This window comes from Sphingomonas liriopis, from assembly GCF_024211255.1.
Classification (GTDB): Bacteria; Pseudomonadota; Alphaproteobacteria; order Sphingomonadales; family Sphingomonadaceae; genus Sphingomonas; species Sphingomonas liriopis.
In genome coordinates, this window is record NZ_JAMLDY010000015.1 from 57079 (window position 1) to 78933 (window position 21855).

19 protein-coding genes and 1 tRNA gene are annotated in these 21855 nt (G+C 70.9%); 8 read left to right on the plus strand and 12 right to left on the minus strand.

Translation table 11 applies throughout. The features are described from left to right. The first annotated feature begins 83 nt into the window (after window positions 1-83). Window positions 84-464, plus strand: a complete 381-nt coding sequence (locus tag M9979_RS12830; protein ID WP_254289758.1) for a winged helix-turn-helix transcriptional regulator — start codon at window positions 84-86, stop codon at window positions 462-464. A gap of 137 nt (window positions 465-601) precedes the next feature. On the opposite strand, the gene msrB is transcribed toward M9979_RS12830, so the two are convergent. The 6 genes from msrB to M9979_RS12860 form a co-directional block, all read right to left on the minus strand. Further along, on the minus strand, window positions 602-1051 hold the full coding sequence (msrB, locus tag M9979_RS12835) for a peptide-methionine (R)-S-oxide reductase MsrB (RefSeq protein WP_254289759.1): 450 nt from the start codon (window positions 1049-1051) through the stop codon (window positions 602-604). A gap of 11 nt (window positions 1052-1062) precedes the next feature. Next, window positions 1063-1830 (minus strand): meso-2,3-butanediol dehydrogenase, encoded by a 768-nt coding sequence (gene budC, locus M9979_RS12840; RefSeq protein ID WP_254289760.1) that lies wholly within the window; start codon window positions 1828-1830, stop codon window positions 1063-1065. Continuing rightward, window positions 1827-2396: a type 1 glutamine amidotransferase domain-containing protein gene (locus M9979_RS12845; RefSeq protein ID WP_254289761.1), complete on the minus strand. Its 570-nt coding sequence runs from the start codon at window positions 2394-2396 to the stop codon at window positions 1827-1829. The genes budC and M9979_RS12845 overlap by 4 nt, the downstream gene beginning before the upstream one ends. Before the next feature lie 74 nt (window positions 2397-2470). Next, window positions 2471-2668, minus strand: coding sequence for a DUF1289 domain-containing protein (locus M9979_RS12850; RefSeq protein ID WP_254289762.1), 198 nt, complete (start codon window positions 2666-2668; stop codon window positions 2471-2473). Further along, a complete protein-coding gene (locus M9979_RS12855; protein WP_254289763.1) occupies window positions 2665-4110 on the minus strand; it encodes a DEAD/DEAH box helicase in 1446 nt (481 codons plus the stop codon). Before M9979_RS12855 ends, M9979_RS12850 begins: the two co-directional genes overlap by 4 nt. Before the next feature lie 268 nt (window positions 4111-4378). Further along, complete coding sequence (locus tag M9979_RS12860; RefSeq protein WP_254289764.1) at window positions 4379-4834, minus strand: hypothetical protein; 456 nt, start codon at window positions 4832-4834, stop codon at window positions 4379-4381. Window positions 4835-4899: 65 nt separating this feature from the next. On the opposite strand from M9979_RS12860, the gene M9979_RS12865 reads away from it, so the two are divergent. From M9979_RS12865 to M9979_RS12875, 3 genes are all read left to right on the plus strand, one after another. Then, window positions 4900-6333, plus strand: a complete 1434-nt coding sequence (locus M9979_RS12865) for an FAD-binding oxidoreductase (protein WP_254289765.1) — start codon at window positions 4900-4902, stop codon at window positions 6331-6333. Between the two features lie 55 nt (window positions 6334-6388). After that, window positions 6389-7150, plus strand: a complete 762-nt coding sequence (locus M9979_RS12870) for a SapC family protein (RefSeq protein WP_254289766.1) — start codon at window positions 6389-6391, stop codon at window positions 7148-7150. 317 nt (window positions 7151-7467) lie between these two features. Next, complete coding sequence (locus M9979_RS12875; RefSeq protein WP_254289767.1) at window positions 7468-8013, plus strand: cytochrome b; 546 nt, start codon at window positions 7468-7470, stop codon at window positions 8011-8013. 182 nt (window positions 8014-8195) lie between these two features. On the opposite strand, the gene M9979_RS12880 is transcribed toward M9979_RS12875, so the two are convergent. Beyond that, the gene (locus tag M9979_RS12880; RefSeq protein WP_254289768.1) at window positions 8196-9068 is read right to left on the minus strand and encodes an N-formylglutamate amidohydrolase; all 873 of its coding nucleotides are present in this window, start codon (window positions 9066-9068) and stop codon (window positions 8196-8198) included. 109 nt (window positions 9069-9177) lie between these two features. Here M9979_RS12880 and cpdR point away from each other — a divergent pair, with 109 nt between their 5' ends. The 3 genes from cpdR (at window position 9178) to M9979_RS12895 (ending at window position 11064) form a co-directional block, all read left to right on the plus strand. Then, a complete protein-coding gene (gene cpdR / locus M9979_RS12885; protein ID WP_254289769.1) occupies window positions 9178-9555 on the plus strand; it encodes a cell cycle two-component system response regulator CpdR in 378 nt (125 codons plus the stop codon). A gap of 62 nt (window positions 9556-9617) precedes the next feature. Beyond that, window positions 9618-9692 (plus strand) — tRNA-Val (locus M9979_RS12890). 112 nt (window positions 9693-9804) lie between these two features. Then, a complete protein-coding gene (locus M9979_RS12895; protein WP_254289770.1) occupies window positions 9805-11064 on the plus strand; it encodes a S1 family peptidase in 1260 nt (419 codons plus the stop codon). A gap of 67 nt (window positions 11065-11131) precedes the next feature. Here M9979_RS12895 and M9979_RS12900 read toward each other — a convergent pair whose 3' ends face one another. Both M9979_RS12900 and glpK read right to left on the minus strand, forming a co-directional pair. Next, window positions 11132-14314, minus strand: coding sequence for a TRCF domain-containing protein (locus tag M9979_RS12900; protein ID WP_254289771.1), 3183 nt, complete (start codon window positions 14312-14314; stop codon window positions 11132-11134). A 174-nt stretch (window positions 14315-14488) separates the two neighbouring features. After that, complete coding sequence (gene glpK, locus M9979_RS12905; protein ID WP_254289772.1) at window positions 14489-15979, minus strand: glycerol kinase GlpK; 1491 nt, start codon at window positions 15977-15979, stop codon at window positions 14489-14491. An 89-nt stretch (window positions 15980-16068) separates the two neighbouring features. On the opposite strand from glpK, the gene M9979_RS12910 reads away from it, so the two are divergent. Further along, window positions 16069-17568 (plus strand): glycerol-3-phosphate dehydrogenase, encoded by a 1500-nt coding sequence (locus M9979_RS12910; protein ID WP_254289773.1) that lies wholly within the window; start codon window positions 16069-16071, stop codon window positions 17566-17568. A gap of 1 nt (window position 17569) precedes the next feature. Here M9979_RS12910 and M9979_RS12915 read toward each other — a convergent pair whose 3' ends face one another. From M9979_RS12915 to M9979_RS12925, 3 genes are read right to left on the minus strand one after another with little or no spacing between them, the layout of a single operon-like run. Then, a complete protein-coding gene (locus M9979_RS12915; RefSeq protein WP_254289774.1) occupies window positions 17570-18331 on the minus strand; it encodes a FadR/GntR family transcriptional regulator in 762 nt (253 codons plus the stop codon). Window positions 18332-18362: 31 nt separating this feature from the next. Then, complete coding sequence (gene cobA / locus M9979_RS12920) at window positions 18363-19163, minus strand: uroporphyrinogen-III C-methyltransferase (protein WP_254289775.1); 801 nt, start codon at window positions 19161-19163, stop codon at window positions 18363-18365. After that, on the minus strand, window positions 19153-21738 hold the full coding sequence (locus tag M9979_RS12925) for a nitrate reductase (protein ID WP_254289776.1): 2586 nt from the start codon (window positions 21736-21738) through the stop codon (window positions 19153-19155). Before M9979_RS12925 ends, cobA begins: the two co-directional genes overlap by 11 nt. Window positions 21739-21855: the final 117 nt, after the last annotated feature.

The following is a 21855-nucleotide window of genomic DNA, read 5'->3' on the forward strand; positions in this document are numbered from 1 at the left end:
CGTTAGGATGACGAGCTAGGCAGCGGGCGGAACGGATGCCAGACGGCACCGTTCAGGGACCCAGGCACCCTAAGGTAACCAGCATGCGACCCGGCAGCCCCGACGAGACATGGCGCGAGGATTGCGCGCCGCGCCGCGTGCTCGAACTGTTCGCGACCAAATGGACGAGCATGATCCTGCACACGCTGCACGGCCGGCATGACGACGCGGCGCGGACGGGGGTGCTGCTGCGCAGCCTGCCGGGGATTTCGAAGAAGATGCTGACGCAGACGCTGCGCGACATGGAGGGCAGCGGGTTGGTGTCGCGCCACGTCGGCAGCGTCGTGCCGCCGGCGGTGGAATATCGCCTGACGCCGCTGGGCGTGCGCTGCGTCGAGCCGGTCGAGCTGCTCTATGCGTGGGGGCGGGACAATGCCGATGCGCTGGACGCGCTGGGGACGCGGCCGACGGCGCGGCGGGGGTGAGCCCCCCGCCCCCGTCCGTTCACCTGCTCACTGTCGAAGGACGGTGAGACTCATCGTACTTCGACAGGCTCAGCACGAACGGGGGGAAGGGGGCGGGCTTTAATCAGGCGCCCTCTTCATTCAGGCGATCCCTTCATTCAGGCCACCTCTTCGACCTGGTCGAGGTAATCGCCGTAGCCTTCCGCCTCCATCTCCTCGCGGGGGACGAAGCGGAGCGAGGCGGAGTTGATGCAATAGCGCAGGCCGCCGCGGTCGCGCGGGCCGTCGGGGAAGACGTGGCCGAGGTGGCTGTCGCCGTTCGCCGAGCGGACCTCGGTACGTACCATGCCGTGGCTGGCGTCGCGCAGTTCGGCGACGTTGGCGGGTTCGATCGGCTTGGTGAAGCTCGGCCAGCCGCAATGCGATTCGTATTTGTCGGTCGAGGCGAACAAGGGTTCGCCCGAGACGATGTCGACATAGATGCCGGCGGCCTTGTTGCCGAGATATTCGCCGGTGCCGGCGCGCTCGGTGCCGCTCTGCTGGGTGACGTGGAACTGTTCGGGGGTCAGGCGGGCGATCGCCTCGTCGGTCTTGCGATAATCGGGCATCGGGATTCTCCTCAACTGAGCGGCGGCTGGCCGTTGGAGGCGGACAGGCCGCCATCCACGGGCAGGTTGACGCCGGTTATATAGTGCGCGTCGTCGCTCGCCAGAAAGGCGATCGCGCCGGCGATGTCGGCGGGCTCGGCGCCGCGGCCCATCGGGATGCGCTCCTCGAACCTGGCGATGAGGTCGGGCTGGTCCTTCATCCCCGCGGTGAGCGCGGTATAGGTGAGCGACGGGTTGACCGCGTTGACGCGGACGCCCGCCTTCGCCTCGTCCATCGCCAGCGCACGGGTGAAGTTGGTCACCGCGCCCTTCGCCGCGCAATAGAAGCTGTGGTTCCAGTCGCCGCCGAGGCCGGACACCGACGAGACGTTGACGATGCACCCTTTGCTGGCGCGCAGGTGGGGAATCGCGGCGCGGCTCATCTGGACGACGCCGTACAGGTCGGTCTCGATCACTTTGGTGAAGGCGGCGAAGTCGCCCTCGTCGAGCTTGCCGAGGTGGTCGACGCCGGCGTCGTTGACGAGCACGTCGATGTGCCCGAACCGCTGGATCGCGACATCGACCAGCGCCTCGCAGGCGGCGAGGCTCGACACGTCGGTCTCGCGCGTCGCGACATCCCCGCCGAGGTCGGCGGCGAGGTGCTTGAGGCCGGCCGCGTCGAGGTCGCCGAGCACGAGCTTCGCGCCCTCCGCGGCGAAGCGGCGCGCGGCGCCCTCGCCGATGCCGGAGGCGGCACCGGTGACGAGGACGACCTTGCCGGCGAAGCGGCCCGAACTCATGCGCTCACCGCCTGTTCGGCGTGGCGGCCTTCGGCGAATTCCTCGACCAGCTTGGCGCAGAAGGCGGGCAGATCGTCGGGGTTGCGGCTGGTGACGAGGCCCTGATCGACCACGACTTCCCGGTCGACCCAGGTGCCGCCGGCGTTGCGGATGTCGGTCTGCAGCGTCGGGAAGGAGGTGAGGGTGCGGCCCTTGACCACGTCCGCCTCGACCAAGGTCCATGGCGCGTGGCAGATCGCGGCGACGGGCTTGCCCGCGGCGAAGAAGGCGTGGACGAAATCGACCACCGGCTGCGATCCGCGCAATTTGTCGGCGCCGACGCTGCCGCCGGGAATGACGAGGCCGTCGAAATCGTCCGCGGAGACGTCGCGAACCGCCTTGTCGACCGCGAAGGTCGCGCCGGGATCGAGGTCGTGGTTGACCGATTGCGCCTCGCCGGCTTCGAGGCCCACGACGACGACATTGCCGCCGGCCTGTTCGACCGCGGCCTTGGGCTTGGCGAATTCGGGTTCCTCGGTGCCGCGCGGGGCGATGAGGATGGCGATGGTCTTGCCGTCGAGGGTCATGCGTCTCTTCCTGCCGTGTCGGTTTCGGTTCGAACGAACCCGATGGCGGAGAGTTTCGCGTGAGGCGTGTTTCGTCAGCGCCGCCGCGACGGGAGCGCTGCCATCACAGCGGCGCGGGCGGCGGGGGTCATCAGGCTCCAGCCGGCGATCTCGTCGAGCGTGCGCGCGCAGCCGCGGCAGCGATCGTCGTCGGCGATCGCGCACACGCCGGTGCACGGGCTTTCGATCGCGGCGGCAGGCGGTGGCGCGGGGCGAGCCGCGCCGCCGGTCACAGCGCGATGACGGCGCGCAGGAAGTCGGGGATAGGCCCGTTCCAGCCGTCGTCGGGCCCATCGTCGCGCTCGTCGCGGCGCGGGCGGCGGCGTTCTTCGCTGCGGGCGTCGTTGCGCGCCGGGGCGACGGCGACGGGCTCGGGGCGACGCTCCGGCCGTTCGGCGCGGGCCACGCGGGCGGGCTCGGCAGGCGCGGCGGGCGCAGCCTCGGCTTCCGGCGCGGTGTCGCGGCGGGCGTCCTTGCGGGGTGCGCGTTCGCGGCGGGCGCGGCGGGGCTCTTCGGTCGCTTCGGGGGCAGCGGCGGCCGCCGGCGCGGGCGCCTCAGCGACGTCGAGCCGGTCGATCTTCTGGCCGGTCAGCTTTTCGATATTCTGGATGTTCTCGGCGTCTTCGGACGTGACCAGCGTATAGGCGATGCCGGTCGCGCCACCGCGCCCCGTCCGGCCGATGCGGTGGACGTAATCGTCGGGATGCCACGGCGCGTCGAAGTTGAAGACGTGGCTGACGCCCTTGATGTCGAGCCCGCGCGCGGCGACGTCGGAGGCGACGAGGATGTTGATCTTGCCGTCCTTGAACAGGTCGAGTTCGGCGATGCGCTGCGCCTGTTCCATGTCGCCATGGATCTCGCCCGACTTGAAGCCGTGCTGTTTCAGGCTCTTGTTGAGCTCGCGCACCGTCGTCTTGCGGTTGCAGAAGATGATCGCGTTGCGCACCTCGTCCTGCGCCAGCAGCCCGCGCAGCGCGTCGCGCTTCTTGAAGGCGTTGCCCGAGACCGGCACCAGCCACTGTTTGATGTTGAGGTTGGTCGAGGCGGGGCGCGACACCTCGATCGTCTTGGGGTTGTCGAGGAACTTGTCGGCGAGCCGCTTGATCGGCGCGGGCATCGTCGCGGAGAACAGCAACGTCTGGCGCTGCTTGGGCAGCTTCGTGCAGATTTCCTCGATATCGGGGATGAACCCCATGTCGAGCATCCGGTCGGCCTCGTCGATGACCAGCATCGAACACCCCGTCAGCAGGATGTTGCCGCGGCCGAACAGGTCCATCAGCCGCCCCGGCGTCGCGATCAGTACGTCGACGCCCTTTTCCAGCGCCTTGATCTGATCGCCCATCGACACGCCGCCGATCAGGAGGGCCATCGACAGCTTGTGGCCCGATCCGTATTTCTCGAAATTCTCCGCGACCTGCGCGGCGAGTTCGCGCGTCGGTTCGAGGATCAGGCTGCGCGGCATGCGCGCGCGGCTGCGGCCGTGGGCGAGGATGTCGATCATCGGCAGCACGAACGCGGCGGTCTTGCCCGTCCCCGTCTGCGCGATGCCGATCAGGTCGCGCATCATCAGCACCGACGGAATCGCCTGCGCCTGGATCGGCGTCGGTTCGGTATAGCCGGCGTCGGTGACCGCCGTCAGGAGTTCGTCGGAAAGGCCGAGGTCGGCGAAGCTCATGCCATAAGGCTCATGCAAGGGTCCGGGAAATAGTCGGCCGCGCACTCAGCGCGGCTACCATGCCGTCGCGCTTGCGGATTTGGGGCGAAAAGTCAAGGAAAGGCGACTCTGTCGAACCGCTTCCCCATTTCCTTCCGTCACCCCAGCGAAGGCTGGGGTCCACTCCGCGGCGAGGCAAACGGCGCATGGCGTAAACGATGCGCTTGCGGAACGGTGGACCCCGGAACGAGTCCGGGGTGACGGGGGAGGTGGGGCAGGGGCGTGCGCCCTATTTCGCCACCAGCGTCCGGAACGTCGCGATGCCGCAGCTCGCGCCCGATCGCATGCGGATGACGTCGCGGTCGGCGCAGACCTGGCCGTCGGCGGCGGGGCGCAGGTAGAAGCCGTTGTAGAAATCCATCGGCCCGCAATCGTCGTCGAGCCGCGCGCGCAGCCTTTTGCCGCCGGCCAGCACGAGGTCGACCGCGCCGGGTTCGGCGATCAGCGCGCCGCCCAGATCGGCGGCGGCGATGCATTTGGGCCCCTTCTTCTCCTTCCAGCGGATCGGCGCGGGGATGGGGGCGGCGCGGGCCGGGCCCATGCGCGGCACGCGGATGATGATCCGCTCGTGGACGGTGACCTGAGCGACCTGCACGCCGTCGAGCTGCCCGGGGCCGTCGCCGAGCGAGGCGAACGCGGGGGCGGCGAGGGCGAGCAGCGAGGCGGGGATCGCGGGATGCAGCATGGCAGGCACGGGCCTGTAGCGCGGGTCGTTGAACGGACGATGAACTTGGCCTAGCGAGACGCGCGATGACGCCCGCGCAATCCGCCCTGCTCGATTGCCTTCGCCCGGTGCTGGGGGCGAAGGGGATCGTCACCGACCGCGACGCCATCGCGCCGTGGGAGACCGACTGGCGGCGTCGGTTCCATGGACTCGCACCCGCGCTGCTGGCGCCCGCTTCGACCGCGGAGGTCGCCGCGACGGTCGCCGCCGCCGCGCACTTCCGCGTGCCGCTGGTGCCGCAGGGGGGCAACAGCTCGATGGTCGGCGGGGCGACCCCGCCGGCGGACGGATCGGCGCTGATCCTGTCGCTGCGCCGGATGAACGCGATGCGCCGCGTCGATGCGGAGGCGGGGCTGGCGGTCGCCGAGGCCGGCGTGATCCTGTCGGACTTGCACGACGCCGCGCTGGCGGTCGGGCGGCGCTTTCCATTGAGCCTCGGCGCGAAGGGCAATGCGACGGTGGGCGGGCTGGTCTCGACCAACGCCGGGGGCACGCAGGTGCTGCGCTTCGGGTCGATGCGCGGGCTGGTCGCCGGCGTGGAGGCGGTGCTGGCGGACGGCAGCATCCACGACGGACTTGCGCCATTGAAGAAGGACAATCGTGGTTACGACCTGACGCAATTGCTGGTCGGGGCGGAGGGGACGCTCGCCATCGTCACCGCCGCGACGCTGCGGCTGGTGCCGGTGCCGGCGACGCGGACCACCGCCTGGGCGGCGACCGCCGATCCGCAGGCGGCGTTGGCGCTGCTCCGCCGGTTCAGCCACGCGACCGAGACGCTGGAGAGTTTCGAGATTTTGCCGCGCGAATCACTCGCCGCGGTGCTCGCCTATGTCGCCGATGCGCGAGCGCCGCTGACGGGCGAGCATCGCTGGCATCTGCTGATCGAGCATACCGACGAGCGCGGGACCGCGCTGATGGAGGAACTGTTGGGGTCGGCGCTCGTCGACGGGCTGATCGCCGATGCGACGATCGCCGCCAGCGACGCGCAGGCGGCGGGTTTCTGGCGCTTGCGCGAATCGATCTCCGATTCGGAGCGCGCGCTCGGCCCCGCGTCGCAGCACGATCTGTCGGTGCCGGTCGATGCGATGCCGCGCTTCATGATCGAGGCGGCGGCGGCGTGCGAGGCGCGCTTTCCCGGCACGCACGCCAGCGGCTTCGGGCATCTGGGCGACGGCAACATCCACTTTCACGTTCGCGCCGCCCCCGGCACCGATCCGGCGCGCTGGTATGCCGAGGACGTACCCGTCGTGACCCGCTTCGTCGACGACCTCGTCATCGCCGCAGGCGGGTCGATCGCCGCCGAACATGGCATCGGCCAGATGAAGCTCGGCGAGCTCGAACGCCTGTCCTCGCCCGCGCGGCTGACCGCCTTGCGGGCGGTGAAGGCGGCGATGGACCCGCACGGCATCCTCAACCCAGGCAAGCTCGTGACGCTTGCACGGGCTGCGCCGGGTCAATAGAGCAGCGCGCCAACCGCGGCTGCGCCGCAAACACCCGAATACGGAGAGAGTTCCGATGGCCAGCGCGCCGCTTCCCCTGTTCTACAACGGCCTCGAGCCGCTCTCCAGCGAGACGCACGCCACCTGGCGCGTCCGCCAGCTCGACAGCGCGCCGTTCCTGGTCGGCCAGCACGCGATCCCGATCACCACCGACGAATTCCCGCTGGTCCAGCGCCACATGCCGATCGTCTTCTCGGTCGGCGACGACGCCATCCCGCTGGCGCTGATGGGCCTCAACGAAGGCGTCAACGTCTTCATGGGCGACGACGGCAGGCTGACCGAGACGAACTTCTACGTTCCGGCCTATGTCCGCCGCTATCCGTACATGCTCGCCCGCCTGCGTCCCGACGCCGACGAGCTGTCGCTGTGCTTCGACCCGACGTCGGAGGCGATCGGCGCGTTCGACGAGGGTGATCCCTTGTTCGAGGACGGCAAGCCCAGCCAGACGACCAAGGCGATCCTCGATTTCGCCGAGCAGTTCGAACAGGCCGGCGCGCGCACGCAGAACTTCATGAACGAGCTGCGCGAGCAGGACCTGCTGATGGAGGGCGAGGTCACCATCCAGGCCGACGAGAGCCAGCCGCCGTTCGTCTATCGCGGTTTCCAGATGATCAACGAGGAAAAGCTGTCGGGCCTGCGCGGCGACCAGCTGCGCAAGATGAGCCAGTCGGGCATGCTGCCGCTGCTCTATGCGCATCTGTTCTCGCTGTCGCTGATGCGCGAACTGTTCGGGCGCCAGGTCCAGCTCGGCAAGGTGCCGCAGCAGCAGCTCGGCTGATCGTTTCGCCGATCGGGTGACGGGACGGGCGGGTGTCGCGAGGTGCGACGCCCGCCCGTTCGCGTTGGGGGGGCGGGGGCCCGCGAGGGCTCGAGACCTCGCCCAGCTCCCTCGTCACCCCGGACTTGTTCCGGGGTCTACCGGGCCGCGGGCATACGGTCTCACCTCCGGCCGCATGCCTCGCCGCAGAGTGGACCCCGGAACAAGTCCGGGGTGACGAGGGTGGTGGGGGGGGGGGCTCTACGCTCGACCTGTAGCGGACTTGACCCGACGCAACGGCCAGCCGACTGTGCCTGTCACGACCAAGGGGAACGGACATGGCCAGCCTGCCGCGCGGCGAGCGTTATTCGAGCATCGCGATTCTCTTTCACTGGACGATCGCGCTGCTCGTCATCGTCAATCTGGTCATCGGCATCGGGCATGATGCCATCCCGTTCCTGCGATCGCTGATGGGCGCGCACAAGGCGATCGGGATCACCGTGCTGGTGCTGACCGCGGGTCGGGTCGCGTGGCGGCTGGCGCACCGTCCGCCCCTGCTGCCCGCGGGGACGCCGGGGTGGGAAAAGGGCGTGGCGCATGCGACGCACTGGACGCTGTACCTGTTGATGATCGCGATGCCGCTGACCGGCTGGCTGATGGTCAGCGGTCCCGGGCCGGGGCGGCCGTTGCAATGGTTCGGGCTGTTCGACATTCCCAAGCTGCCCGTCGGCGAGGGCCTGTCGGGCTTCGGCCATGACGCGCACGGGCTGCTCGGCTGGCTGATGGCGGCGCTGGTCGTGCTGCACATCGCCGCGGCGCTGCGCCACCATCTGCTGCTGCGCGATACGGTGCTCGTCCGGATGGCGCCGGCGCTGCGGCGCTGAACCGGCGCAACGACGAAAAATTCACCCCTTCATCGACAAGGGGTTGAACCAAAACGCGCTTCACCTATTTTGTCTCCTGTACGGCATCGTGTCCCCCCTTTCGCGACGCCGTATGACACACCTTCTGGTGTGTCTCCTCCCTGAACCTTGGCCACCTCGTGCTCCGGCACGGGGTGGTTTTTTTATTCGGCGGCGAGCGCGACGCCGGTGGCGTCGCCCGCCAGCGCCTCGTCCTCGACCGCGGCGAGCATCCGGCGGAGCAGCGCGACCGTCCGCGCGAAGCCGGGGCCGGGCTGGTCGAGCCGGTGGTCGAGGTAGAGCGACCGGTCGATCTCGAGCTGGATCGCATGCACCCCTTCCGCCGGCGCGGCATGGCGTTCGAGGATATGGCCGCCCGCATAGGGCGTGTTGAGCGCGCTGGTGATCCCCATCGCCGCCGCCTCCGCCTCCAGCCGCGCGACGAAGCGGCCGGCGCTGCTCTGGCCGAAGCGGTCGCCGAGCACGACCTGCGCATGGGCACCGATCGGCGGCATCGAATGGACGTCGATCAGCACCGCGATGCCGAACCGCGCGCGCGCCGCCACCAGCGTCGCGGCGAGCGCGTCGTGATAGGGGCGATGGTCCTGCGCGATCCGCGCGGTAACTTCCGCCGCGCTGAACCGCCGCCGCCACAGGTCGCCGGCGCTGCCCGCCCGCCGCGGCACCAGCCCCAGCCCGCTGCGCAGCTTCGCCGACGCCGCCGGCTGCGCCTGCGGCCGCGCGCCTTCGTCGACGCGGGGGTCGCGTTCGTGCTCGCTGCGGTTGAGGTCGATCCAGGCGCGGGGCGCGCGCTGGACCAGCATCGTCTCGACCGTCCGCGCCGCATGCGCGACGGCATCGACGTGGCGGTCCTCCAGCACGACCAGCGCCGCCGGCGGCAGCCGCAGCGCGGCGAGCAGCCCTGCCGGATAGTCGCGCCCGGCGTGCGGCACCGACAGCACCACCGGGCTTAAGGGCGGGGCGAAGGGGGCGTCGGCGGCATCCGGTGCGCCGATCCGTTCGAACGAAGCGTCCATCTGTGGCACGTCCTAGCGCTTTTGCGCGTACGACGCTCTGGAAATCTTCATATCTCCCGGTCATGACGGTGTCGGCGCACCGACGACGCGAAAAGGGACCGACGAGCCGATGATCCGTATCCTGCTGGCCGAAGACGATCAGGTCATGCGCGAATATCTGGCGCGTGCGCTCGAACGCGCTGGCTATGCCGTCTCGCCCGTCGATCGCGGCACTGCGGCGATTCCGCTGCTCGAGACCGAGCGGTTCGACCTGCTGCTGACCGATATCGTCATGCCCGAGATGGACGGCATCGAACTCGCCCGCCGCGCCGCCGAGATGGTGCCGGGCCTGCGCGTGATGTTCATCACCGGTTTCGCCGCGGTGACGCTGAAGGCGGGGCGCGAGATGCCCAACGCGCGCGTCCTGTCCAAGCCCTTCCACCTGCGCGACCTGGTCGCCGAGGTCGACCGCGTGTTCGAGGTAGGCAGCGCGAGCGGCCTAAATTGACGCTTCCCCCGATTTGACCGCTTGCCACGCCGGATAACCCCGGCTAATGGCCCACCTCCGGCGGGCGTGTAGCTCAGTGGTAGAGCACTGTGTTGACATCGCAGGGGTCGCAAGTTCAATCCTTGCCACGCCCACCATTCAAAAGCCTCGGTTTCCCAATGGGTTACCGGGGCTTTTTTGTTGTGCGCGCGCATCGGGGCGGGGACCATCGTTCAGGCAGCAGTTACGTGGCGGGGATAGAATAGCCGCGTGGGGTGGGTTCTTCGATTCCTGATCGTGGTGACGGCGCTGGTCGCGGCAGGTGGTGCCGGGGCACAGGTGGCCGCGCCCGCGCTGCAATCGGGCGAGCAGGCGCTGGCGCAGGATGCGGCGGCGGTCGCGGCGCGGCTGGGGGTGTCCGACGACGAGGCGGCGCGCCAGTTGCGGTTGCAGGCGGCGAGCGCGGCGGTGACCGACGATCTCGCGCGGCGCTTCGGCGACCGGCTGGCGGGGATCGCGATCGAGCATCGGCCGGCGTTCCGCATCGTCGTGCGGCTGACCGGCGATGCACCCGTGGCGGACGAGACGGTGATGCTCGACGGCGAGCCGGTCGCGGTGGCGTTCGTCCCCGGTGCGGCGGCGACGCAGGTCGAGATCGTCCAGGCGATCACCGCCTATCAGGCGACGATCCGGGCGAGTTTGATCAGCCCGCCGGGGTTGGGGGTCGATCAGCGCAGCGGGGAGCTGGTCGCGGTCGTCTCCGGCCGGGACGTGGCGCGCGAGGGGGCCGAGGCGCTCCGTGCGCGGCTCGCCGCGCTGACGCATGTGCCGGTACGGCTGCGGGTGGTCGATCAGCCCGCGCTCGACATGGACGAGGTCGCGGGCGGCATGCGGCTGATGGGCCGCATACCGGGCGATGCGCGCCGGTTCCTGTGCACCGCGGGCTTCGTCGTCACCGACGGCATGCGTACCGGCATCGCGACCGCGGCGCATTGTCCCGATGCGCTGAGCGTGCGCGGCGCGGACGGGCGCGAGGCGGCGCTGCCCTTCGTCGGGCAATGGGGCTGGGGGCATCAGGACGTGCAGATCAACCTCGCCACCGATCAGCTCGCGCCGGTGTTCTTCGCGGATACCGCCAAGGCGTTCAGCCGGCCGGTGACCGATGCGCGCAGCCGGGCGGGGACGCGGGCGGGCGACGTCGTCTGCCACCGCGGCGAGCGTACCGGGTATAGCTGTTCGGAGGTCGAGCTGACCGATTTCGCGCCCGCGGGCGACCTGTGCGGTGGCGCCTGCCTGCCGACATGGACGACGGTCGCCGGGCCGACGTGCAAGGGCGGCGACAGCGGCAGTCCGGTTTTTCTCGGCACGACCGCCTACGGGATATTGAAGGGCGGCAGCTATCGGACGGACGGCAGCTGTGCCTTCTATTTCTACATGTCGACCGATTATCTGCCGACCGGGTGGCGGTTGCTGACGGCGGGTGGCGTTGTTCCCCCACCCATTCGTGCTCAGCCTGTCGAAGGGCGGTGAGACTCAGGCCCTTCGACAGGCTCAGGGCGAACGGTGGGGGGTGGTGCAGCAGTCACCGCAAGCGGGGTCATTCCAGCAATGTAGCCAGCCGCTCGAGCCGTTCGCCGGGATCGTCGATCCGTTCGCCGAGGATCCAGCGTCCGTTCTTCTCGGTCAGCCCGGCGATCGCATCGGCGCCTGGGCGCGGCGTCAGGGCGATGGCGGCGGGACCGGCGTCGATGCGGGCGACGCCGCGGTCGCGCGCGAGGCTGCGGATGCGGGCGATGGCGAGCAGCAATTGCGCCTCCGCGGGAAGCGCGCCGAACCGGTCCTGCAATTCGTCCTCGAACGCGTCGAGATCGGCAGCGTCGCGCAGCCGGGCGAGGCGGGCGTAGAGCGAGATGCGCAGGTCCGCGTCCAGGATCCAGTCCTCCGGCAGGCGCCCTTCGACGCCGAGGTTGAGTTCGGGTGTCCAGCGCTCCACCGTCTCGCCGCGCGCGGTGCGCAGCGCGCCTTCGAGCAATTGCTGGTACAATTCGACGCCGATCAGCTTCATGTGCCCCGCCTGCGTCTCGCCGAGCAGATCGCCCGCGCCGCGCATGTCGAGGTCGCGGCCGCTGATCGCGAAGCCGGCGCCGAGGCGATCGAACGCCTCCAGCGTGCGCAGCCGCTTCAACGTGCGCGGGGCGATCGCCTGTTCGGCGTCGGTGAACAGCAGCACCTGTCCGCGGCGATGCCCGCGCCCGACGCGACCGCGCAGCTGGTGGAGTTGCGCGAGGCCGAAGCGGTCGGCGTGGACGATGGCCATCGTGTTGGCGCGCGGCACGTCCAATCCCGCCTCGATGATGTTGGTCGCCAGCAGCACGTCGCCGTCGCCGCGGCCGAAGCGCACCATCGCCTCGTCGATCTCGGCGGCGGGCATTCGCCCATGCGCCTGGAGCAGGTCGAGTTCGGGGACGAGCTTCGCGAGCCGCTCGGCGAGCGGGGCCATGTCGGCGATGCGCGGCACGACGACGAAGCTCTGCCCGCCGCGCGCGCGTTCGCGCAGCAGCGCCGCGCGTAGCAGCTCGGGGTCGAAGGCGGAGACGGCGGTGCGGATCGGCTGGCGCCGCGCCGGCGGCGTCGCGATGATCGACAGCTGGCGCAGGCCGACCAGCGCGGTCTGCAGCGTGCGCGGGATCGGCGTCGCCGACAGCGTCAGGATGTGCCCGGCGGACAGGTCGTGCAGCTTCGCCTTGTCGGCGGCGCCGAAGCGATGCTCTTCGTCGACGATGACGAGCGCGAGATCCTTGTAGGCGACGCCCTTCGCCGCGACCGCGCCGGTGCCGATCACGACATGGATGCTACCGTCGGCGAGGGCCGCCTTGACCCGGCGCTTCTCGGCCGCGGTCGACAGGCGGGACAGGCCGGCAACGACGATGTCTGTGCCGTCGAAGCGCGCGGCGAAGCTGTCGAGGTGCTGGCGGGCGAGCACCGTCGTCGGCGCGGCGAGCGCGACCTGCCGGCCGGACAATGCCGCCACCGCCGCGGCGCGCAACGCCACCTCGGTCTTGCCGAAGCCGACGTCGCCGATCACCAGCCGGTCCATCGGGCGCCCGGAGGCGAGGTCGCTGCGCACCGCCTCGATGGCCGCGAGCTGGTCCGCGGTCTCCGAGAAGGGAAAGCCCGCGGCGAAGCGTTCGTAGGCAGCGGGGTCGGGGTCGAGCACCGGCGCGGTACGGTCGGCGCGGGTCGCGGCGAGCGCGGTCAGCTGGCGTGCGGTCTCGGCGATCGCGGCGTCGATGCCGGCGCGGCGTTCGTGCCAGCTCTTGCCGTTCAAGGTGTCGAGCGTGACCGCATCGTCCTCCGCGCCATAGCGCCACAGCCGATCCGCCTCGGCGACCGGTACCAGCCGCACCGCGTCGCGCGCATAGATCAGCCTGATCGCATCGCCGCCGGCGCTGCCTTCGGCTTCGGGCAGCGTCTCCAGCCCGGTGACGGTGCCGATGCCGTGATCCTCGTGGATCACCGTGTCGCCGACGCGGATCTCGGCGGTCTGGACCAGCGACAGGTCGACGCGCTGGACGATGCCGTCGTCGCGGTCGGCGCGGCTGCCGATCAGGTCGGCGGCAGCGACCGCCAGCACGCCGTCGCGATGGAAGCCGCGTTCGGCGGCGAGCGCGAGTGTCAGCAGCGATCCCGGCGCGGCATCGCGCACCGCGGCCCAGTCGGCGGCGGGGGTGGCGGTCAGCGCCAGTGCCTTTTCGACGCGGCGGGTGAGGAAGCGCAGGTCGCGATCGCTGCCGATCAGCACGACGCGGGTCCCAGCGGCGATCGCCGCCTTGCCCGCCTTGCCGAAGGCGCGCAGCGGTGCGCGCTGTTCGACGAAGCGCGGCGGTGTGTCGCCCGCCGCCGCCAGCGTGGCGATGCCGCGGTCCTTCAGCGCCGCGCGCCAGCGCTTTTCGTCGATCACCTCGCGTGCCGCCCGGCGCGAGCCGCGGCGGGCGGCGTCGGTGCCGAGCAGCAACAGCCGGCGGCGGCGCTCGTCCGCCGCGGGGCTGACGACGATTCGCGCGCCGGGGAGGTGGTCGATCAGCGTGCCGTGCGTATCGCCGAGCGGCGGTTCGGCGACGCGGCCGAGTTCGCGGCGCTCGACGTCGTCGGTGGCGCGCTGGTCGGCGGGGTCGTAGCTGCGAATTGCGGTGATGATGCCGTCGGCGACCTCGATGCGCAGCGGCGCGTCGGCATCGGCGGGGAAGACGTCGAGCACCTGGCCGCGGCGCGCCACCTCGCCCGGTTCGTCGACGCGTTCGTCGGCGATATAGCCGATGCCGACCAGCGTCTCGCACAGCTGACCCAGATCGCAGGGATCGCCGATGGCGACGTGCGGCGGTTCGGCGTCGAAGGCGGCGGGGGGCGGATAGGCGCGGGCGAGTGCCTCGCCGGTGGTGACGAGCGCGATCGGTGCGCGCTTCTTCTGCTGGGCGACCAATCGTCGCACCGCGCGCAACGCCGAGACGCGCTGGCCGACGTTGGCGGGGGAGGCGGGGGCGTCGTCGCCGGGCAGCGCGTCGGTGCCCGGGCAGAACAGCACGTCCGCGGACGGCGCCATCGCCGCCAGCGCGCGGGCGATCGCCGCGGCGCGCGTCTCGTCGGTTTCGGCGACGATCACGTCGCCTGTCTCCAGCACGTTCGCCAGCGCCGCGGCGGTTTCGGCGATCCCCAGTACCGGTGCGGCACGATCGGTGTTCGGCGCCATCGTGGCGATCTCCGCGGCGGAGAGCGTGCGCATAAGGGGGCTTATCCTGTTGAACGGCCACCCGAAACGCGTGCGGCAGGGCGCCGTTCCCGGGCTGGAACAGGTTGAGTTTGGAAGGCCGCTCTTGCCGGTCTTGGCGAAGCACTCCGAGACTCATCTGCTCTTCGACAGGCTCAGGGCGAACGGAGGAGGTGGGGTGATGCTGCTTTATCGGGAGGTCGTCAGCGTCCGCCGCAGCGCGTCGCGCCAGCCGGCGACCAGTGTCGCGCGACGTTCGTCGGGCATCGACGGCGCGAAGCAATGTTCGCGCGACCATAGCGCTTCGAGTTCGCCGAGGCCCGACCAGATGCCGGTGGCGAGCCCGGCGTCGAAGGCGGCACCGCGCGCGGTCGTCTCGAGGTCTGCGGGGCGCTCGATCGGCACCTGCAACAGATCGGCGAGGAAGCCGCATAGCCAGTCGTTCGCCGCCATGCCGCCATCGACGCGCACCGTCGCGGGGTGGCCGCCGCCGTCGGCGACCATCGCCTCGACCAGGTCGAGCGTCTGGTAGCCCACCGCCTCCAGCGCCGCCCGCGCCAGATGCGCCTGCGTCGCGCCCAATGTCAGCCCGAAGATCGCCGCGCGCGCCTCCGCATCCCAATGCGGCGCGCCCAGCCCGACGAAGGCGGGGACCATGTAGACGCCGTGGTTGTCGGGGACCTGCGTCGCCATGTCGTCGGTATCGCGCGCGTTGGTGATGACGCCGATGCCGTCGCGCAGCCACTTCACCGCCGCGCCCGCGACGAAGATCGATCCCTCCAGCGCATAGGTCGTCGCGCCGTCCAGCCGATAGGCGGGGGTGGTGAGCAGCCGATGCTCCGACCGGATCGCCTCCGCGCCGGTGTTGAGCAGCATGAAGCAGCCGGTGCCGTAGGTCGATTTGGTCATGCCGCGCGCGAAGCAGGCCTGGCCGAACAGCGCCGCCTGCTGGTCGCCGGCGATGCCCGCGATCGGGATCGACGCGTCGAACAGGCCGGGCGCGGTGGTGCCGTAGACGTGGGCATTGTCGTGCACCTCGGGCAGCATCGCCATCGGCACGCCGAGCAGCTCGCCCATCGTCGCGTCCCAGCACCCGTCGCGGATGTTCCACAGCAAAGTGCGCGAGGCGTTGGTGACGTCGGTGGCATGCACCGCGCCGTCGGTCAGCCGCCACAGCAGGAAGCTGTCGATCGTCCCGAAGGCGAGCTCGCCGCGTTCGGCGCGCGCGCGGGCGCCGTCGACGTGGTCGAGCAGCCACGCGATCTTGGTGCCGGAGAAATAGGGGTCGAGCAGCAGCCCGGTCCGCTCGCGCACCTCGTCCTCCGCGCCGGCGCGGCGCAGTTCGGCGCAGCGGTCGGCGGTGCGCCGGTCCTGCCAGACGATCGCGCGGTGGATCGGCTCGCCGGTCGCGCGGTCCCAGACGAGCGTCGTCTCGCGCTGGTTGGTGATTCCGATGCCGGCGATGTTGCGCGGGGCGACGCCGCTGCGCGCGATCGCCTCGCGTGCCGTCGCCAGCACGTCGCGCCAGATGTCCTCGGGATCGTGCTCGACCCAGCCGGGCGCAGGATAATGCTGTGCGAACTCGGCCTGCGCGACCGCGACGCGCCGCGCGCGGTCGTCGAAGACGATGGCGCGTGTCGAGGTCGTCCCCTGATCGATCGCCAGAATATGCTTGGCCATGCATCCTCTCCTCGCACGAGGAGTGTCGTTCCGTGACGGGAGGGTCAAGGCTTGTCGCCCGCCCCCCGCTTGCGGCACAAGGGCGCGGCATGGCCTCGCATCAACCTCATGACCTGCTGCCCCCCTATGACCTGCTGATCGTCGGCGGCGGCATCAACGGTGCCGGGATCGCGCGCGATGCGGCCGGGCGCGGGCTCAGCGTGCTGCTGGTCGAGCAGGACGATCTCGCCGGCCATACCTCGTCGGCGTCGACCAAGCTGATCCACGGCGGGCTGCGCTACCTGGAATATGGCGAGTTCCGGCTGGTGCGCGAGGCGCTGATCGAGCGCGAGCGACTGTGGGGCATGGCGCCGCACATCATCTGGCCGCTGCGTTTCGTGCTGCCGCAGACGCATTCGCCGCGGCCGGCGTGGATGGTGCGGCTGGGGCTGTTCCTCTACGACCATCTCGGCGGCCGCAAGCGGTTGCCGCCGACGCAGACGATCGCGCTCGATGCCTCTGCTTATGGCGACGGCCTCGCCGACCGTCATGGCAAGGGCTTCGTCTATTCGGACTGCTGGGTCGAGGACAGCCGGCTGGTCGTGCTCAACGCGCGCGATGCCGCGAACCGCGGCGCGACGATCGCGACGCGTACCCGGCTCACCGCCGCACGCCGCGATGGTGCGCTGTGGCAGGCGACGCTCGCCGACGACGCTGGGACCCGCGAGGTGACAGCGCGCGTGCTGGTCAATGCGGCGGGTCCGTGGGTCGACGACGTGCTCGGCCGCACCACCGGTGCGCACGGCGACAGTGCGGTGCGGCTGGTTAAGGGCAGCCATATCGTCGTGCCGCGACTGTACGCGGGCGACCACGCGCTGATGCTGCAGAACGACGACCGCCGCATCGTCTTCGCCATCCCGTACGAAGGGCGCTTCACGCTGGTCGGTACCACCGACCAGCCGTGGGAGGGGGCGCCGGGCAAGGCGACGATCAGCGACGCCGAGACCGATTATCTGATCGCCACCGTCAACCGCTATTTCACGCGGGGCGTGACGCGCGACGACATCGCGTGGAGCTATGCCGGCATCCGGCCGCTGCACGACGACCATGCCGGCAAGGCCGCGGCGGTGACGCGCGATTACGTGCTCGATCTCGACGCGCCGGCGGGGCAGGCGGCGATGCTCAGCATCTTCGGCGGCAAGATCACCACCTATCGCAAGCTCGCCGAACATGCGCTGGCCCAGCTCGCGGCGGTGTTGCCCGCGTTGGCGCCGGCGTGGACCGCGGGGGCGGTGCTGCCCGGTGGCGACCTGCCCGGGGGCGATTTCGAACGTTTCCTGTCGGGCCTGATCGCAGGTTACGCGGACGTGCCGGCCGAACGGCTCCGCCGCCTCGCGCGGGCTTATGGCACCAAGATCCACGCCATCCTCGACGGCGATCCGGGCGAGGATTTCGGCGGCGGCCTGACCGCGCGCGAGGTCGACTATCTCGTTGCCGTCGAATGGGCGCGTACCGCGGAGGACATCCTGTATCGCCGCAGCAAGCTGGGCCTGCATGTTCCGCCCGAAACGCCGGCGCGGCTCGCCGCCTATCTGGCCGGCGAGCGGTAGGTCATTCTGCCGCGGGCATCGCCCCGCGCGTGTCGGCGAGCGCCTGTTCGACCAGCAGCCGCATCGCCGCGCTCGCGCCGGCGACGTCGCGCGCGACCACCGCGTCATAGACGCGGGCATGGTCGGGGATCGGATCGCGGGGCAGGGCGCGGGTGCGCTGCTTGAACTGGGTGGTCCAGGCGACGGCGGCGCCGATCGACGATCCCAGCACGATCATCGCGTCATTGTCGGTCGCATGCAGCAACGCATCGTGGAAATCGCGGTCGGCGGAGCGCCCCTCGGCCGTCGCCAGCGAATGATGGCGCATCGTCTTCAGCGCCTCGCCCATCCGTTTGATATCGGTGCGGGTGCGGCGTTCGGCGGCGAAGGCGGCGGCGGCGGGCTCGATCACCAGCCTGAGCTCGAACAGGCTGCGTACCAGCCGCGGATCGGGTTCGCCGGCGAAGGCCCAGGCGAGCACGTCGGGATCGAGCAGGTTCCAGCGTTCGCGCGGCAGCACGTGCGTGCCGGTCTTGGGGCGGCTTTCGACCAGCCCCTTGGCGGTCAGGACCTGCACCGCCTCGCGATAGGCGCCGCGCGAAACGTCGAGCGCCTCGGCCGCGGCGATCTCGCCCGACAGCACGTCGCCGGGAGCATAGCGGCCCGACAGGATCGCGATTCCCAGATTGTTGGCGACCGCGCCGCGAAGCCGGCGTCCCGGGTTACGCGTCCGCTGCGGCGCTTCCCCGTCCTCCCCCTTATGATCCTTGGCGTCTTTCGGCACAGCGGGAGCAAGGCCGAACTTGCCACGCAAGTCAACATGCGTGCGTGCGATAGGCGGCGGATCGCACGTCCCTGCGGCGTTCGGGCGCGCCGATCGACGGCCGCTGGCCGACCGCCTCGCCGATCAGCAGCAGCGCCGGATCGCGCTCGCCGATCGCCGCGACGAGGAAGGCGAGCGCGTCGAGCCGGCCGCGGATCAGCCGCTCGGTCGGCAGCGAGACGTTGACCGCGACCATCACCGGCGTGTCGGGCGCCATCCCGGCGGCGATCAGGTTGGCGGCGGCCGGGCCGGCGGCGGCGCGGCCCATATAGACGGCGAGCGTCGTGTCCGCCGCGGCGAGCCCCGGCCAGTCGAGATCGAGAGGCTCGTCGCCCCGCGCATGCGCGGTGACGAAGGTGAGGCGGCGCGCGAGGCCACGCAACGTCAGCGAGGTCGCGCCCGAGGCGGCGGCGGCGCTGGCGGCGGTGATGCCGGGGCAGACGCGGACGGGGACGCCCGCGGCGCGGCAGGCGTCGATCTCTTCGGTCGAGCGGCCGAAGATCGACGGGTCGCCGCCCTTCAGCCGCAGCACGCGTTGGCCCGCGAGGGCCGCGGCGACGATCAGCGTGTCGATCGTCGCCTGATCCTTGGAATGGCGGCCCGATCGCTTGCCGACGGAGACGCGCTGCGTGCCGGGCGGGATCAGGTCGAGTACGCCCGATCCGACCAATGCATCGTGGAAGACGACGTCGGCGGTCGCGATCAGCCGTTCGGCCTTGCGCGTCAGCAGCTCGGGATCGCCGGGGCCGGCGCCGGCGAGCCAGACCGAACCGGCGGGAAAATCAGGCTGCATCGGTCGTCTCCTGCGCGACGAGGCGGGCGAGGGCGGGGCGGCACGAGCCGCAATTGGTGCCGGCGCCGATCGCCGCGCCGATCGCGGCGACGTCGGCGAGGTGCCGGTCGCGGATCGCGGCGAGGATCGTCCTGACGCCGAGGTCGAAGCAGGCGCAGACGATCGCGCCGCGGTCGATCGTCGCGCCCGGCGCGCGGCCGGCGAGAACGGTGGGGGCAGCCTGCGCCTCCGACAGTTGCGCGATCAGCCAGTCGCGCGCCGGCAGTTCGCCGCTTTCCGTGACGAACAGCGCCGCGACCAGCCGCCCGCCGGCGATCACCGCGATGCGGCGCGTGCCGCGCGCGCGGTCGATCGCCTCGATCCGCTCGCCCGCCGGCAGCACCGCGTCGAGAAGTCCGGCATCGCCGTCGCCGGCGAGTTCCCACAGCGTCCCCGCGGGCACCGCGACGCGCGTCGCCCACAGGCAGTCGGGGCGGCGCGGCGGCTCGCCCGCGACGATCAGGAAGCCGCGCCAGCGCGTCGCCACCGCCGCGATCCGCGCCGGCGTCATCTTGAACCCCGGCTGGCCGGAGATCGGGTCGGCGAGCGGGCGCGGCAGCAGGCCGGTGCGGCCGCCAGACGACGTGCGGTCGGTCCAGTGGATCGGCACGAACAGCTCGCCCGGGCGCTGGCCGGCGCTGACGCTCACCCGGTACAGGCTGTCACCCTGCGGCGTGGCGACGCGGGCAAGGCCGCCGTCGGCGATGCCGAGCCGGTCGGCGTCGGCGGGATGGACCTCGACCAGCGGCTCCTCGCGATGGCGGGCGAGTTTGGGGGCGAGGCCGGTGCGCGTCATGCTGTGCCACTGGTCGCGATAGCGGCCGGTGTTGAGCGTCATCGGCCAGTCCCTGAGCGGGGCGGCGAGCGGCTTCTGCACGACCGGCACCAGCCGCGCGCGGCCGTCGGGCGTCGGGAAGCGGCCATCGGCGAAGGGCGTGCCGCCCCAGCGGAACGGCTGCATTGCCTCATAACGCGCGTTGCCGCCGCTCGCCTGACCGGGCAGCGCGAACAGGCGCTTTCCGTCGTTCTGATAGGTCGACAGGCGCGCATGCTCGCGCCAGATCTCGGCAGGGCGATCGTAGGCGAAGGCGGTCTTCCACCCCATCCGCCGGCCGACCTCCTTGACGATCCACCAGTCGGGCTGCGCCTCGCCGGGCCGCGGGAACAGCGCGCGCTGGCGGCTGATCGTGCGGTCGGAATTGGTGACGGTGCCGTCCTTCTCGCCCCACGCCGCGGCGGGCAGGCGGACGTGCGCGTGCGCCGAGGTGTCGGTATCGGCGATCACGTCGCTGACGACGACGAACGGACAGCCGGCGAGCGCGTCGCGCACCCGGCCGGCGTCGGGCATCGATACCGCGGGGTTGGTCGCCATGATCCACAGCGCCTTGATCCGCCCCTCATCGACGGCGCGGAACAGGTCGACCGCCTTGAGGCCGGGCTTCGGGGCTATGGTAGGGGAGGCCCAGAAGCGCTGCACCCGTTCACGGTTGCCGGGCGCGAAGTCCATGTGCGCGGCGAGCGTCGAGGCGAGTCCGCCGACCTCGCGCCCGCCCATCGCATTGGGCTGGCCGGTGATCGAGAAGGGCGCGGCGCCCGGCTTGCCGATCCGGCCGGTGGCGAGATGCAGGTTGAGGATCGCGTTGACCTGATCGGTGCCGGCGAGCGACTGGTTGACCCCCTGGCTGAACAGCGTGACGGTGCGCGGGGTGGCGGCGAACAGCTCGTAGAAGCGCTTGAGGTCGGCGACGGGCAGGTCGCAGGTGCGCGCGACCGACCACAGGTCGCTACCCTCGCCGATCGCATCCCAGAAGCCGTCGGGTACGGCAACGTGATCCGCGACGAAGCCCGCGTCGAGCACGCCCACGTCGCGGCACCAGGCGAGCGCGCCGTTCATCAGCGCGACGTCGCTGCCGGGGCGCAGCGGCAGGTGGAGGTCGGCCTCCTCCGCGGTCTCGGTGCGGCGCGGATCGATCACCACCAGCTTCGCGCCCGCCTCGCACCGCGCACGGATGCGCTGGTAGACGATCGGGTGGCACCAGGCGGTGTTCGATCCGACCAGCACGATCAGGTCGGCGGCGTCGATGTCGTCGTAGTTCGCGGGCACGACGTCTTCGCCGAACGCGCGCATATGGCCGGCGACCGCGCTGGACATGCACAGCCGCGAATTGGTGTCGATGTTGGCGGAGCCGATGAAGCCCTTCATCAGCTTGTTGGCGACGTAATAATCCTCGGTGAGCAACTGTCCCGAGACGTAAAAGGCGACGCTGTCGGGGCCGTGGGTGGCGATCGCGTCGCGGAATTTGCGCGCGACGAGGTCGAGCGCCTTGTCCCACGATGCGCGCTTGCGGCCGATCATGGGGTGGAGAAGGCGGCCGTCGAGGCTGACGGTTTCGCCGAGATGCGTGCCTTTCGAGCAGAGGCGTCCGCGGTTGGCGGGGTGGTCGGGGTCGCCCTCGATGCGGACCTGCCGCTCGCCGGTGACGGTGGCGCGGATGCCGCAGCCGACGCCGCAATAGGCGCAGGTGGTGAGGATCATTGAGCCCTCTCCCCCCTGGGGAGAGGGTTGGGAGAGGGGCAGGGGTCTCGCAGAGAGGGCGGTCTCGGTGAGACACCGGCCCCTCTCCCAAACCCTCTCCCCGGAGGGGAGAGGGCT

What these genes read in the sequence shown, in the direction of transcription:
- M9979_RS12830 (WP_254289758.1), top strand. Translation starts at nt 84, where the DNA reads ATGCGACCCGGCAGCCCCGACGAGACATGGCGCGAGGATTGCGCGCCG.
- msrB (WP_254289759.1), bottom strand. Translation starts at nt 1,051, where the DNA reads ATGCCCGATTATCGCAAGACCGACGAGGCGATCGCCCGCCTGACCCCC.
- budC (WP_254289760.1), bottom strand. Translation starts at nt 1,830, where the DNA reads ATGAGTTCGGGCCGCTTCGCCGGCAAGGTCGTCCTCGTCACCGGTGCC.
- M9979_RS12845 (WP_254289761.1), bottom strand. Translation starts at nt 2,396, where the DNA reads ATGACCCTCGACGGCAAGACCATCGCCATCCTCATCGCCCCGCGCGGC.
- M9979_RS12855 (WP_254289763.1), bottom strand. Translation starts at nt 4,110, where the DNA reads ATGAGCTTCGCCGACCTCGGCCTTTCCGACGAACTCCTGACGGCGGTC.
- M9979_RS12860 (WP_254289764.1), bottom strand. Translation starts at nt 4,834, where the DNA reads ATGCTGCATCCCGCGATCCCCGCCTCGCTGCTCGCCCTCGCCGCCCCC.
- M9979_RS12865 (WP_254289765.1), top strand. Translation starts at nt 4,900, where the DNA reads ATGACGCCCGCGCAATCCGCCCTGCTCGATTGCCTTCGCCCGGTGCTG.
- M9979_RS12870 (WP_254289766.1), top strand. Translation starts at nt 6,389, where the DNA reads ATGGCCAGCGCGCCGCTTCCCCTGTTCTACAACGGCCTCGAGCCGCTC.
- M9979_RS12875 (WP_254289767.1), top strand. Translation starts at nt 7,468, where the DNA reads ATGGCCAGCCTGCCGCGCGGCGAGCGTTATTCGAGCATCGCGATTCTC.
- M9979_RS12880 (WP_254289768.1), bottom strand. Translation starts at nt 9,068, where the DNA reads ATGGACGCTTCGTTCGAACGGATCGGCGCACCGGATGCCGCCGACGCC.
- cpdR (WP_254289769.1), top strand. Translation starts at nt 9,178, where the DNA reads ATGATCCGTATCCTGCTGGCCGAAGACGATCAGGTCATGCGCGAATAT.
- M9979_RS12900 (WP_254289771.1), bottom strand. Translation starts at nt 14,314, where the DNA reads ATGCGCACGCTCTCCGCCGCGGAGATCGCCACGATGGCGCCGAACACC.
- glpK (WP_254289772.1), bottom strand. Translation starts at nt 15,979, where the DNA reads ATGGCCAAGCATATTCTGGCGATCGATCAGGGGACGACCTCGACACGC.
- M9979_RS12910 (WP_254289773.1), top strand. Translation starts at nt 16,069, where the DNA reads ATGGCCTCGCATCAACCTCATGACCTGCTGCCCCCCTATGACCTGCTG.
- cobA (WP_254289775.1), bottom strand. Translation starts at nt 19,163, where the DNA reads ATGCAGCCTGATTTTCCCGCCGGTTCGGTCTGGCTCGCCGGCGCCGGC.
- M9979_RS12925 (WP_254289776.1), bottom strand. Translation starts at nt 21,738, where the DNA reads ATGATCCTCACCACCTGCGCCTATTGCGGCGTCGGCTGCGGCATCCGC.